The 13422-nt window shown below is 39.6% G+C and carries 13 protein-coding genes; 9 read left to right on the forward strand and 4 right to left on the reverse strand.

Features of this window, described 5'->3' with window-relative positions:
* Positions 1-80 precede the first annotated feature (80 nt).
* The 4 genes from NW213_RS11790 to mnmA all read left to right on the forward strand — a co-directional run bounded on the left by NW213_RS11790 (position 81) and on the right by mnmA (position 4023).
* Positions 81-467, forward strand: a complete 387-nt coding sequence (locus NW213_RS11790; protein WP_204392886.1) for a DUF3836 domain-containing protein — start codon at positions 81-83, stop codon at positions 465-467.
* 323 nt (positions 468-790) lie between these two features.
* A complete protein-coding gene (gene ychF, locus NW213_RS11795) occupies positions 791-1894 on the forward strand; it encodes a redox-regulated ATPase YchF (protein ID WP_204403140.1) in 1104 nt (367 codons plus the stop codon).
* Between the two features lie 12 nt (positions 1895-1906).
* Positions 1907-2821: a ketopantoate reductase family protein gene (locus NW213_RS11800; protein WP_258322887.1), complete on the forward strand. Its 915-nt coding sequence runs from the start codon at positions 1907-1909 to the stop codon at positions 2819-2821.
* 71 nt (positions 2822-2892) lie between these two features.
* Positions 2893-4023: a tRNA 2-thiouridine(34) synthase MnmA gene (gene mnmA / locus NW213_RS11805; RefSeq protein WP_258322888.1), complete on the forward strand. Its 1131-nt coding sequence runs from the start codon at positions 2893-2895 to the stop codon at positions 4021-4023.
* Here the strand turns inward: mnmA and NW213_RS11810 are convergent.
* Positions 3995-4915, reverse strand: a complete 921-nt coding sequence (locus NW213_RS11810) for a carbohydrate kinase (protein ID WP_258322889.1) — start codon at positions 4913-4915, stop codon at positions 3995-3997. The two genes, mnmA and NW213_RS11810, sit on opposite strands and share 29 nt — an antisense overlap.
* A 74-nt stretch (positions 4916-4989) precedes the next feature.
* A complete protein-coding gene (locus NW213_RS11815) occupies positions 4990-5523 on the reverse strand; it encodes a TIGR00730 family Rossman fold protein (protein WP_258322890.1) in 534 nt (177 codons plus the stop codon).
* A 180-nt stretch (positions 5524-5703) separates the two neighbouring features.
* On the opposite strand from NW213_RS11815, the gene NW213_RS11820 reads away from it, so the two are divergent.
* The 5 genes from NW213_RS11820 to NW213_RS11840 all read left to right on the forward strand — a co-directional run bounded on the left by NW213_RS11820 (position 5704) and on the right by NW213_RS11840 (position 12242).
* Positions 5704-6930 (forward strand): pitrilysin family protein, encoded by a 1227-nt coding sequence (locus NW213_RS11820; protein ID WP_258322891.1) that lies wholly within the window; start codon positions 5704-5706, stop codon positions 6928-6930.
* A gap of 348 nt (positions 6931-7278) precedes the next feature.
* Positions 7279-7560, forward strand: a complete 282-nt coding sequence (locus NW213_RS11825) for an AraC family transcriptional regulator (RefSeq protein WP_258322892.1) — start codon at positions 7279-7281, stop codon at positions 7558-7560.
* Positions 7561-8022: 462 nt separating this feature from the next.
* Complete coding sequence (locus NW213_RS11830; protein ID WP_258322893.1) at positions 8023-10560, forward strand: hypothetical protein; 2538 nt, start codon at positions 8023-8025, stop codon at positions 10558-10560.
* Positions 10561-10607: 47 nt separating this feature from the next.
* Positions 10608-11582 (forward strand): BT1926 family outer membrane beta-barrel protein, encoded by a 975-nt coding sequence (locus NW213_RS11835; protein ID WP_258322894.1) that lies wholly within the window; start codon positions 10608-10610, stop codon positions 11580-11582.
* Positions 11583-11675: 93 nt separating this feature from the next.
* Positions 11676-12242 carry a DUF4369 domain-containing protein gene (locus tag NW213_RS11840; RefSeq protein WP_258322895.1) on the forward strand — a complete coding sequence of 189 codons (567 nt, stop codon included), beginning with the start codon at positions 11676-11678 and terminating at the stop codon, positions 12240-12242.
* 187 nt (positions 12243-12429) lie between these two features.
* Here NW213_RS11840 and NW213_RS17000 read toward each other — a convergent pair whose 3' ends face one another.
* Both NW213_RS17000 and NW213_RS11845 read right to left on the reverse strand, forming a co-directional pair.
* Positions 12430-12651, reverse strand: coding sequence for an Abi family protein (locus tag NW213_RS17000; protein ID WP_375338141.1), 222 nt, complete (start codon positions 12649-12651; stop codon positions 12430-12432).
* 203 nt (positions 12652-12854) lie between these two features.
* Entirely contained in the window at positions 12855-13259 is a 405-nt protein-coding gene (locus NW213_RS11845; protein WP_258322896.1) for a DUF5053 domain-containing protein, read from the reverse strand.
* Positions 13260-13422: the final 163 nt, after the last annotated feature.

Here is a 13422-nt window from a genome sequence, read left to right on the forward strand (position 1 = left end):
TATACAACATATCAAAATAACATCTATATTTGCACCGCAATCAAGAACAAAATGTAAGTTAAACCTAAAACAATAAAAATATGAAAGCTATGAATTTTATCAAAACCTTGTTAGTAATTGTAACAGTTTTTATCGCTAATGCTACTATTTCAGCTGCGAAGTTGAATAACAACCTGATTTACAACGCAGAAGAAGTTGACGGAGTGAAAGTTGCAGAAACAGTCTATAAGATGGATAACAATCTGCTAACTAAATACATGAAGTACAACTATAAATATGATGAAAATAACCAGATGACTGAAAATTTGTCACAGAAATGGAATGCTGAAAGCAACAGTTGGGTAAACGACTTGAAAATCTGTTATACTTATGACAACAAGAGCGTTACAACAGAATACTACAAATGGAACAGCAAGAAGGGTACATTCATCCTTATTCCTGACATGACAGTTACAATGGATAAATAAAAAACAAGCAGATAAAATCAGTAAACATAAATCTCTCTAAATTTTAGAGGGTGTGTCAAAACTAAAATGACTACTCCCTAAAGTTACAGATTATAACTATAATATTTAAAAGGGGCCGTATCAAACTCTGTATTGAGTAATGATGCGGCCCTTTTTTACTCTTTTAGGGTGCTCAAATTTCAAATTATAAGTTCATTTTTTCAAAAAATGAATTTTGACACACCCTCTTTTTTGCTATATGACTACCATTCTTTGGTTATATTATTAGAAATAAGTACCTTTGCAGAGTTTTAGATCTAAAAATAAAAAACTTAAATATATTTATGGCTCTACAATGTGGTATTGTCGGCCTACCTAACGTAGGCAAATCGACACTTTTCAATTGCTTATCTAATGCAAAGGCTCAGGCAGCCAATTTCCCATTCTGTACAATCGAACCTAACGTAGGTGTAATCACTGTACCTGACGAACGTCTTAACAAACTGGCAGAACTTATAAATCCTAACCGAATAGTTCCTACAACAGTAGAAATAGTTGATATCGCCGGTCTGGTAAAAGGAGCCAGCAAGGGCGAAGGTCTTGGTAACAAATTCCTTGCAAATATCCGCGAAACAGATGCAATCATCCACGTTTTGCGTTGCTTCGACGATGATAACGTCACTCACGTTGACGGAAGCGTTGATCCTGTACGCGACAAGGAGATTATCGATACCGAACTTCAGTTGAAAGACCTTGAAACTATTGAAAGCCGCATACAGAAAGTGCAGAAACAGGCACAGACAGGTGGCGACAAGGTTGCAAAACAGACATACGAGGTACTTGTACAGTACAAGGAAGCCCTTGAACAGGGAAAATCGGCACGTACAGTACAGTTCGAGACAAAAGACGAACAGAAGATAGCAAGAGAACTGTTCCTCATCACCAGCAAACCTGTACTTTATGTATGCAATGTGGATGAAGCAAGCGCTGTAAACGGAAACAAATACGTTGAACAGGTTCGCGAAGCCGTAAAAGACGAAAATGCTGAAATCCTTATCGTTGCAGCCAAGACAGAAGCAGACATTGCCGAACTTGAAACATACGAAGACCGCCAGATGTTCCTTCAGGAAGTAGGTCTGGAAGAATCAGGCGTTACACGACTCATCAAGGCTGCCTACAAACTGCTTGACCTTGAGACATTCCTCACAGCCGGAGTGCAGGAAGTAAGAGCTTGGACATACCGCAAAGGCTGGAAGGCTCCACAATGTGCCGGTGTCATCCACACAGACTTCGAAAAAGGCTTTATCCGTGCCGAAGTAATCAAATACGACGATTACATCAAATACGGTTCTGAAGCGGCTGTAAAAGAAGCTGGTAAGATGAATGTCGAAGGAAAGGACTATGTAGTTCAGGACGGCGACATCATGCACTTCAGATTCAATGTATAATTTCAATTATATATGCAAAAGAAATATCTAATCATAGGAACCGGCGGCGTTGGAGGTAGCATCGCCGGTTTTTTGGCATTAAAAGGTGAGGACGTCACCTGCATAGCACGCGGCGCGCACCTTGAGGCAATCCGAAGCAAAGGACTGCACCTGAAATCCGATCTTAAAGGAGAACACTTTCTGAACGTAAAGGCCTGTACATCCGAAGAATACAACGACAAGGCCGACGTTATTTTTGTATGCGTGAAAGGATATTCCATCGATTCCATAAAAGATGTCCTTGAGCGCGCTTCCACACCCGACACACTGGTTATTCCGATACTTAATGTCTATGGTACAGGCCCTAGAATAGGCCGTCTCGCACCATCAGTGAAAGTACTCGACGGATGTATCTACATAGTAGGTTTCGTATCCGGCGAAGGCGAAATAACCCAGATGGGAACAATTTTCCGCCTCGTATTCGGTGCACGTCCGGAGCAGGGTGTTCCCCATGAAAGACTGGAAGAAATAGCCGATACGCTGCGCAAATGCGGTATTAAGGTAGATGTGTCCGACGATATAAACCGTGATACATTCATCAAATGGGCATTCATTTCTGCCATGGCCTGTACAGGAGCATATCACGATGTGCCGATGGGCGAAGTACAGCACGAAGGCGAAGTGCGCGACACCTTTAAAGGCCTGTCAACCGAAAGTGCTGAGATAGGCCGTCGCCTTGGAGTAGTATTCCCTGAAGACCCTGTAGAATATAATCTGAAGGTTATAGACAAGCTCGATCCTCACAGCACGGCATCGATGCAGAAAGATATAGCACGCGGACACCAATCCGAAATACAGGGAATGCTATTTGATATGATAGACCTAGGCGAAAAGCTTGGAGTAAACCTTGATACATATCATAAGGTTGCCAAAAAGTTCATAAAATAAGTATAGGTAGCTCCTATTGTATGAACATCATCGCCACACCTGCTGTTATTTAATACAAAACGACACTAAGAATGAAAGACAGAGAAAAGAGAGTACTAGTAGGCATGAGCGGCGGAATAGACAGTTCTGCCACATGCATCATGCTTCAGGAAAAAGGATATGAAGTAGTGGGCGTAACCATGCGCACATGGGACATAGCGTCGCAGTTCACCACCCCCGGTCAGGAAGAGCCTAACTTTGTGCTCGAAGCAAAAGCACTGGCAGAAAGACTGGGTATAGAACACCATGTGGCAGACGTTCGCGAGGAATTCAGGCAGGTGATAGTGAAGTATTTCATCGATGAATACATGCGTGGCCGCACCCCTAACCCATGCGTTATGTGCAATCCGCTTTTCAAGGAAAGGATATTGTGCGAATGGGCAGACAAGACCAATTGTGCCTACATAGCAACAGGTCATTACTGCCGTATGGAGGAAAGAAACGGCAACAGATATATACTCACGGGCGATGACAGTACAAAAGACCAGTCATATTTCCTTTGGAAACTCCCTCAGGAAATACTCCGCAGAATGATGTTCCCGCTAGGTGGAATGACTAAGGTAGAGGTAAGGGAATACCTTGCATCGAAAGGCTTCGAAGCCAAGGCCAAGGGAGGAGAAAGCATGGAAATATGCTTTATCGATAAGGACTACAGAGACTTCCTGAAAGAGCATTGTCCTGACATTGACGAGAAGATAGGTCCGGGATGGTTTGTTGACAGCAAGGGACTGAAATTAGGTCAGCACAAGGGTTTTGCCTATTACACCATAGGACAGCGCAAAGGTCTGGAAATAGCACTGGGAAAACCTGCCTACGTACTGAAAATAAACCCTGCAAAGAATACTGTAATGCTGGGCGACGCCGAGCAGCTAAAGACAGAATACATGCTGGTGGAGGATATCAACGCTGCCGACATAAACGAGATTCTTACATGTCCAGAACTATCGGTAAGAATACGCTACAGAAGCAAACCTATTCCATGCACCGCTACCCTATTGGACGACGGACGCATGATGGTGCATTTCAGCGTCGAGGCATCGGCCATCACACCGGGACAGTCTGCCGTGTTCTACGACGGCAACCGCGTTCTGGGAGGCGGTTTCATTGCCTTCCAGAACGAAGTGAAGAAGATTGTCAGCGGTATGACGCAGCAAACTCTTTAGAAACAGAATTATGTACACTGCGGCACACTTCAGCGCTGAAGTCAATGCCGCAGCGTATTATCTTGTCCCAATCGCTTTCAGAAAGACCGGACAAATCATCTTTCCCGATATTGTTCTTTATGAGCCCATATACCACTCCGGCATTAAAATTATCGCCAGCACCTACGGTACTTACCGTTTCAACTGGCTCAATTCCATATTCCTTCCTGAAATTACCTGTATAAAGATGTATATCCTTGTCGGCATCAGTACAGATAAAGTTCCTGCAATAGAAACCTACGTTATTCTTATAAACCTTATCCGGATCATTTATTTTGAACAAGTTCTGGAAGTCCTCAGTAGAGCCGCGCAGAATATCCGCATACTCAAAGTTCTCAAGCACTGTAGGCATAAGCTTAATAGCCTCCGACAGATGATTGCTTCTGAAATTCACGTCATAATATATTATGGCGCCATTATCCTTGGCCTTGTCCATTACTTCCTTAATCTTGTCACGAAGCAAAGGCGATATAGCATAATACGAACCTATCATCAGTATATCATCCCTACCGATTTCCGGCATTTTTACGTCCAGCCTCAACTTAGGATAATCCTTGTAGAAAATATATTCCGCATCGTTCCTCTCATTCAGGAAAGCCAGTGATACTGGCGATTTCCCGTCTGGAAAAACATTCACACTGTCAGTTTTCACACCGTTTTCACGCATATTCTCAAGGATAATCTGTCCTACCCTGTCGTTACCTGTTTCGCTTATGAACGTTACGTCCATGCCCATTCTTCCCAACGACACAATACCGTTATACACCGAACCTCCCGGCACAGCTGCCTGTGGCTGTCCGTCTCTGAAAAGTATATCTAGTATTGTCTCTCCTATTCCTATAATCTTTCGCATCTTTTTTAGTTTACAAGTTAAATAGTTACTAGTTGACGAGGTGTCCTAGTCCCTAGCCCCTAGTATCTAATATCTCATTTAATCATCTCCACAAGTTCTTCGAACGAATTTGCCACCTTATAAAAGTTCTTCAGCGGCGAGTGCGCAAAGTGCTGCCTCTCCAGTCCGTCAAGGAATGCAATGACTCCGTCCCAGAATCCGTTTATATTGTAGAAAATCACCTGTTTCCTGTGGTATCCTATAGTAGCCGATGCCATTACGCTGAACACCTCGTCCAATGTTCCAACTCCTCCGGGCAATGCTATCGACACATCCGACTCACGCAACATCACGTCTTTCCTTTCACTCAGATTGTCAGTACGGAAAACCACGTCGCAAAGGTCACTGGTCTTCCCGCGTTCCTCCACTATGGTAGGCACCACTCCCATCACCATAGCTCCGTGTGCCTTAGCTTCGGCGGCAATCTCCTCCATCAGTCCCGAACTTGTACCGCCATAAACCAGAGTCTTGCCGTTATCACCCATCCAGGCACCAAGCTCGCGTGCCTTTTCGGCATAGATATTATCAATGTCCTGCGATGCAGAACAGAATACTGCTATATGTTCCATTTCAGATGAATTTTATTTACAAATATGGAGATAAAAAACGACACTTTTCGCATGCCCGATACATTTTTTTTAAACGTGCGTCCATTTCACCTTAAACGTGCGTCCATTTTACCTTAAACGTGCCCACGTTTTTTTATAACAAAAACCTTTCTTAAATTTGCACCGTACAATAACTTAAAAATGAACACAATATCTACATATACACTTGCTAACGGACTTAGGATAATACACTGTCCTAGCCCAACCGACGTAGTCTATTGCGGATACGCCATAAACGCAGGCACACGCGATGAAAAAGACAACGAACAGGGAATAGCCCACTTTGTGGAACATCTCCTGTTCAAGGGCACCACACACCGCCGCGCATGGCACATACTCAACCGTATGGAAAACGTAGGGGGCGACCTCAATGCCTATACCAACAAGGAAGAGACAGTTGTCTATAGTGCTTTCCTGCGACAGCATTTCATGCGTGCCGCCGAACTTCTGACCGACATCGTGTTCCACAGCACATTTCCGGAAAACCAAATTGAGAAAGAAGTGGAAGTCATAATAGACGAAATACAGAGTTACGAAGACAGCCCTGCCGAACTTATATTCGACGATTTCGAGGAACTGATATTTCCCGACCATCCGCTAGGAAGAAATATCCTCGGAAAACCGGAGCTCCTCAGAGGCTTCGGTCCGGAAGACGCACTGCGCTTCACCGGCAACAGATACAAGACCGGCAACATGGTATTTTTCATTTTGGGAAATATCCCGTTCAGGAAAGTTACAGATACAATAGGGAAACTTACTCGCGACATCACACCATATACATCTCCCGTAGGCGGACGTACCTCTCCCCTGCCTTACGTTCCACGCGACCTCATTCTGAGCCGAGACACCCATCAGTCGCACGTCATGATAGGCACAAGAGCCTACGATGCACATAACAACAGGCGGACAGGCCTCTATCTGCTTAACAATATACTTGGCGGTCCGGGAATGAACAGCCGTCTGAATGTAGTACTCAGAGAGAAAAACGCCCTTGTATATAACGTAGAATCGAACCTCTCATCATACACCGACACGGGAGTGTTCAGCATATACTTCGGTTGCGATCAGGAAGACAGAGACCGCTGTATAGAGCTGACAAGGAAGGAACTCAAGAAACTGAGAGACAATCTGATGAAAGAGAGCCAACTCTCGGCAGCAAAGAAGCAGATTATAGGACAGCTGGGAGTGGCATCAGACAATTTTGAGAACTGTGCCCTCGACATGGGAAAATGCTTCCTTCACTATAACCGCTACGAAGAAAAAGAAAAAGTCTATAAGCGAATAGAAAGTATCACTTCGAAAGAACTTCTCGAAATATCCAATGAAATATTCAGCGAAGAACGCCTATCTACGCTGATTTATGAATAAAAAAATATCATTTTAAATTACAAACCACCCAAAATCACGGTTTTCGGTGGTTTTTTCTTGTTAATAAATCATTAAATTTCGCACCAGAAAAACACACTCGAAAAAAGTTTTTACCACATAGTCGCAAATTTTTACACAATAGTACACAGATACGACCGGATAGTAACAAATCGACAAAAGTGCGTTTGTAAAAGAGTAAAGTAAAAACTAATTTTGGAGTAATTTAACAAAGGGAAAACAAAGCGAAATCAAAGATTTATTGGTGAGGAAAACAAAGTACGCAAGGCGAAAGATTCGGAAAAAATAAAGAATCTTGTAGATCAATGGGTCAGAAATAAAGAATACCTTATGCACGACATAGGAGTAGAGAAACTGGGTAAAGTATTGGGGATAAACCGTACTTATATATCAAACTATATCAACGATACTTATCAGACAAACTTCAATACGTGGATTCACAAGATGAGGATTGCCGAAGCACAACGACTCATTTTGGAAAATCCTCAGACATCACTCGGACAAATAGCTTCAATGACAGGCTATACTGACCAGGCACACTTCTGTAAGCAATTCAGAGTCGTCACTGGTATATCTCCTACAAAATGGAAAAAGGAAAATGCTGAGAAGTAAATGAACTGTTATTAATATTAATAGGAAATATAAAAGAAATAATGATATTAAAGACAGAATACAATATCAACTCTTTAATATTTATTATTATACAAATCATAAAATTCGACATAATAAGAAATACCATTTAACTATACTTGCATAAAACACATAAACAAAAAAATCTGAATATATAGCGTAAAAATTACACTTTTATACTAAAATATTTAAATTAATTATTTATTGCAACGAAAATATGTTATGAAACATCAATCAATAAAATTTTACCAATAGACAAACAATTTGTATTATTATTTAATAATTTTGGGAAACACGATGATAAAAAACGAGAAAGACCAAAAACAATAAAATATTAATTTAAAATGCAAAGTTCCCCCGCAACTTTGCCTATTATTAGAAACGAACTTAAAGATAAAACTTTAAACTAATAACCTTATTAATTAACCTAAAAAAGGAAACAGTATGAGAAAATGGACTTATCTCGTGGCTGCTCTACTCATGAGCGGAACAGCTGCAACTTTCACAAGCTGTATTGACACTACCGAACCTGCAGGTATCGAAGCATTGCGTGGTGCGAAAGCTGACTTTATTAAAGCTAAAGCTGAATATGAAAGAGCTTTAGTTGAAATACAAAAAGTTAAAATAGATAGGGAAAAAGTTCAGTTGGAATTGGACAATATTGTTCTTGAAACTGAAAAACTGAAGTTAGAACTTGCTCAGGCTCAAAATGAAAAAGACAAGCTTGACATTCAACTTCAGATTGAGTTAATGCAAAAACAGTATGAAGAGCAAATGATTTATGCAGATAAAAATATTGCTACTGCTCAAGAAGCATTATTAAAAGCATTGAACTCACTTGAATTAGCACAACTCACAGATAGAGATAACAAATTCCAATCGGAAATTTTAACTTTAAGAAATGCTGTAAGTACAGCTTTACAAGATTTAAGCAATGAACAAAATACTTTGAGCCAATTAAAGCTTAATCAATTAAACTACCTTGCTAACCATAAGTACTATGTGGCAGGACTGGAGCTTACAAAAACTAAATATGAAAAAGATTTAGAGATTTTGGAATCTCTTCTTGCTAATTATAATGAAATAGAAAATGCAGATATTGAAGCTCTTACAAAACAAAAGGCTGACATTGAAAGCCAGATTATTGCATTGCGTGAGAAAGAAGAACAAGAATGGAGTAAATACCTACAAATGAGAGAAGGTGAAGATTTTACAGCTGCCAATAAAGCAGTACAGGATATTATTGTAAAACTTGAAGCTGAATCTTCATTTACTCTTCCTTTAGATAAAGTAAATGCTGCCATTCAAGAAGATTTATATACAGCATTAAATAATGGTCATTATGACTTTAATGAATTGAATAAAGTATTCAACGAAGATTATGATGCATTAATTGCAGACATCGTCCTTAACAAAGATTTTTTAAATAGTGGATACCTGCAATATCAGGATTTGGCAGATGAAATGGAGACACTGGCAAATACAATTATAGATAAAGGTCAAGATAACTATGTTGATGACTATAACGATTTATTCCCTGGAGCAAATCTAAGCAAGAATGATATCTTTGACGAAAACAATGAAGTAGTTCCAAGCATCTCGGCCAAAATTGAGGCTGAAAAGAATCGTCTTGCAAGTGATCAGGCTAAATACAAAGCTGATTATGATGCTGCTCTAAATGCATGGATTGATAGCTATATCGCATTCAATGCCGCTTTAAAAGCTTATGGTGGTTATGAAACTACTAAGCCTATGGATGACATGATAAATACTATCAACGGTTATAATGAAGAATATAACAAAAGCATAGCATCAGGAGGAACTGCAATAACATTAGCAACAGCAAAACAATGGAGATCTACAATCGTAGGATTCTACCAAAAAAGAAATGTTGTAGATGGCGCATTGGAAAGTGAATATGCAACATTCTATGATAGCCATGTTAAAAAACCAGCAGATGGAAGCGACCCACTTACAGATGCAACTCTTGCAACTCAATTACCAATATTAATATCTGATGCATTGAACGATTTTAATAGTGCGAATAATTACGATAGAAAATTAAATCTGTCAGCAAGCTACAGCTATAACTATGAAGGTGAATCTACTTATCAGAAATTAGTTAATGCTAATGTAGATTTCTTTGGTGACAGTTATGGCTCATATACATTAGCAAATATCATTGAACCTATCCTGAAAGAAGATGGTACAAAACCTGAAAAAGCTGAAGATGCAATTCCTGCTGACATAAAAGCTGAAGATTTAGTTAATAATAGCGCATATAGCTTGTATTGGTCTTCTGTTAACTTTGATCTCGTTTATCCTGCTTTCACAAATTATGCAAACTGGAAAGCCACTTACGACTTCATTGCAGAAGCACAGGTCAAGGAAAAAGAGGCTATTGAAAAGTTAGTTGCAGATAAAGATGCTAAGGTTGCTGAATATAATGACTTATTTATTACTTTGTGGGAAGTTGAACTTAAAGGCTTCCTGATTAATGGTACACAAAATGGCTCATCACATCAAACAGGATGGTTCAGTGCAACAAATCCATACAAAAACTTTGCAACTGGAGGTAACATCGAAAATGGTACAGCTATTCCATATGATAATCAAACTGAATTTGCTAAACTTGATGCACAATTGGATTTAATAGAAGCAGCGATAGAAAATGGAGAACTTTCATATGTAGTTTATGATCCTGATAATGGTTTCACTACTACAAATGGATTGGCAGCTCTTAGTAATATTATTTCATATACAGAAACGACAATTAATGATGTAAAAAGTTGGATCGATTATTACGATTTCTTAATAACTCAGTATAATGAAAATGGATTTGATCCTAGCTATAGCTATACAGACTACGATCAAGAGATAGAAGATCAAACGAAAGTCGTTGAATATCAGCAGCAAAATCTTGATATGCTCACAGCGCAATTAACTAAAGTTCTTAATGCATACGAAGGGACTGCTGAATAATATTTAAGGTCAAGATAGATAATTATCAATTAATTAAACTGAAAAGTATGATAAAGAAACTATGCATATTACTTCTGTCTGTATGTACAGTTGCGCCAGGAATGGCGCAACAATACAGCAGCAGTGATGCGTCGTTTGCTCCTCAAAAAGGTCAATGGCAGGTTTCTGCAGTAATTGGGAATAACCAGATGTTCAATCAGGATATGAACTATTTATTACCTAATTATTGGAGTCCTAGTAACCAGCATCCACAATTGGGCTTAGGTGGCATTGGAAACCAATCCAATGATCCTGGCATATACCTTGGTTTGGGAAATTTGAATACTAATAGTTTGACCAATCTCATTGGAATACAAGGTAAATATTTCATTACAGACAGATGGGATGTTAATGCAATGTTCAGCATGAACATTAATGCCACCCCTAAAAAAGATTTTATAGAAGGTGACTATACAGTATCAGAATTGCCTATTATGAATGAAAAATATATAGAAGGCAGAATTAATAATGCATGGTCTGTAAGCCTAGGTTCAAACTATTATTTCAATACTAAAAACGAACGTATCAATCTTTACGCCGGTGGAATTTTAACATGGCAAATGGGAAGGATCCAGACAAGTTTACCTTACACTGGTGAATATTATGATGATAGCGACGACTATCAAAATAGCGATGGTACTATTATCGGTAGTGGTAGCACTGGTGACGTAAACGATATTCCTGGGGATGAAATTGAAGATATCCCAATGGGAAATGGAGATATGACTGAAGGACAAGATCCTGTAGAACTATATACTCCAAACTCACGTGCCGGACAGATTTTCGGTCTGCGGGTAGGTGCAGTCGCTGGTATAGAATACAGCATCGCCAAGGGTTTGATTCTTGGCTTCGAAGTGCAGCCTATTTCTTATCGTTATGACTGCATCCAGATTTGCCCTAAGGGTTCTGCTGTATATCAGGCAGGTCATCACAGCATCGGGTTCTTTGCTACTCCGAACTTGAAGATTGGATTCAGATTCTAAACCCGAGAAAAGTCCAAATAGAAATTCTAACCTGATTATTAAAGCACTCCACACGAAGCTGCGGAGTGCTTTTTTAAACTTAACAACTATAATATGAAAAGTTTCAGACTTTTAGGTACAAGCGCATTCGCGTTTCTATTAATATCCTGCGGACAGACAGCTACCGAAGGATATAGAATTAACGGTAAAATAACAAACCCCAAATACGACGAAAGAACAGTCTATATGGTGGATGCTGCAGGGCACAAATGCGACAGTGCCACAGTTAAAGACTGCAAATTCACGTTCGAAGGCAAACATGACGCTACGAAGGTCATGGAGCTGGTGGTACATGAAAACGACAGCGACATGTTCCCTGTCACACTGCCTGTAGTACTTGAAAAAGGCAACATCACTGTAGAAATGGGCGACATGGTATATGTAGCAGATACAGAAGAGAACGACAGAATGATGAATTTTCTGATGGAAAAAGACAAGTTCATTGACGGCATGTACGGAAAATCACTATCGGCAGACTCAGTAAAATCAGAATTCGCCACTTTCATCGTACAGCAGGTTCTTAAAAACGGAAATTCCACAGTAGGCAAATATATATTCAACTCATATAAAAGCAAACTAGACGAAAAACAGATTGAGGAGTGCAACAAAATAATAAAATGAATATAGCCGGATTCGTTCCGGCTTTTTTTACATCAATATACCCGTCCGTATCATTATGTCCATAACAATATTAGGTTTTGGTGGTCTTTCTCACATTTATCGAACATAAAATGTGCAGAATCACACATTTTTCAAAGATAATCCAATTTCCCTTTATTTTTATTCGCTACACCAAAAATGATTTATCCTAAAAAACACAGGACACCAAACTAAATTGTAAAACGGCTGTTAGCTTTTTATAATTTAAGATTACTACGTTCTCAAATTTACTTTCAGGCTTAAATATATGGTTTACCTTATCGCTTTCCATAGGTTTCCAATAATTAGCCAAACGGAAATAACTGATGATTTTCAGGCATTCAACCGCTGCTTTCTCATCATCAAACAGAAGTCCCCTGTTTTTCAACATTTACAATTTACTAAATTTCTGTGACATACAGAAATACCCAAGGCTTTTTTTATGCATTTATTGCAGGTTGAATTTTAAATCCGAAACTTGAGTTAGTAAGCCTAAACGGTGGGGTGTAGGGGTTAGTGCCGGATATGGCAGTGGTAGAAAAAGACCCCGATAGCGGCTCAACTATCGGGGTTTAGTGTCAAATAACAAAAGTATCAATATGAGATACTTAGTGAGCCTAATTTCTCTGAAATATCTTTCAAGGCTCTGTTAAGGGTGGCAAGCTCTTCATCTGTGAACCTTGCAGGCTTTCCGTTTACGAGGTTACCGTTCATTCTTTGGTACACCCACGAACGGCTTTTATTGAAATAATGTTTGGCAAGATATGATAGCGAGATAACGTCCGATACTTCCTGCATCTGGAGCCTTATTGTTTTTTCCTCAAGAGTGTCTATTCTGTTGTCTATATCCTGCATTCTTCCGGATATAAAATCCGCAATAGTCTTTTTATCATCATCCGAGTTATAGCGTGAAGCTATGGATTTTACTTTATCATAAAACTCAGGTGAATCAGTTCCCAACATTGGTATTAGTGCTGATAATTCTTCGTGTAGTGTCATAATGCTTTTATTATTTAAGACCTCCCTTCCGGGAGGGTTGTTCTACTTCTTTTTTTTCTCTAATTCTGCTAAGATTTTGTCTATCGTGTTAAGTCTGTCCAATCTTTTGTTTATTTAGTCTTCATTGTAGGTTCCGGTCATCTCTGCCAGAAATCTTAGCTGG

It is taken from the genome of Bacteroides sp. ET336 (genome assembly GCF_024733815.1).
GTDB classification, from domain to species: domain Bacteria; phylum Bacteroidota; class Bacteroidia; order Bacteroidales; family Bacteroidaceae; genus Phocaeicola; species Phocaeicola cellulolyticus.

Bases quoted from the DNA above. Each gene is read 5' to 3' on its own strand.
- NW213_RS11790 (WP_204392886.1), top strand. From the start codon at position 81: ATGAAAGCTATGAATTTTATCAAAACCTTGTTAGTAATTGTAACAGTT.
- ychF (WP_204403140.1), top strand. From the start codon at position 791: ATGGCTCTACAATGTGGTATTGTCGGCCTACCTAACGTAGGCAAATCG.
- NW213_RS11800 (WP_258322887.1), top strand. From the start codon at position 1,907: ATGCAAAAGAAATATCTAATCATAGGAACCGGCGGCGTTGGAGGTAGC.
- mnmA (WP_258322888.1), top strand. From the start codon at position 2,893: ATGAAAGACAGAGAAAAGAGAGTACTAGTAGGCATGAGCGGCGGAATA.
- NW213_RS11810 (WP_258322889.1), bottom strand. From the start codon at position 4,915: ATGCGAAAGATTATAGGAATAGGAGAGACAATACTAGATATACTTTTC.
- NW213_RS11815 (WP_258322890.1), bottom strand. From the start codon at position 5,523: ATGGAACATATAGCAGTATTCTGTTCTGCATCGCAGGACATTGATAAT.
- NW213_RS11820 (WP_258322891.1), top strand. From the start codon at position 5,704: ATGAACACAATATCTACATATACACTTGCTAACGGACTTAGGATAATA.
- NW213_RS11825 (WP_258322892.1), top strand. From the start codon at position 7,279: ATGCACGACATAGGAGTAGAGAAACTGGGTAAAGTATTGGGGATAAAC.
- NW213_RS11830 (WP_258322893.1), top strand. From the start codon at position 8,023: ATGAGAAAATGGACTTATCTCGTGGCTGCTCTACTCATGAGCGGAACA.
- NW213_RS11835 (WP_258322894.1), top strand. From the start codon at position 10,608: ATGATAAAGAAACTATGCATATTACTTCTGTCTGTATGTACAGTTGCG.
- NW213_RS11840 (WP_258322895.1), top strand. From the start codon at position 11,676: ATGAAAAGTTTCAGACTTTTAGGTACAAGCGCATTCGCGTTTCTATTA.
- NW213_RS17000 (WP_375338141.1), bottom strand. From the start codon at position 12,651: ATGTTGAAAAACAGGGGACTTCTGTTTGATGATGAGAAAGCAGCGGTT.
- NW213_RS11845 (WP_258322896.1), bottom strand. From the start codon at position 13,259: ATGACACTACACGAAGAATTATCAGCACTAATACCAATGTTGGGAACT.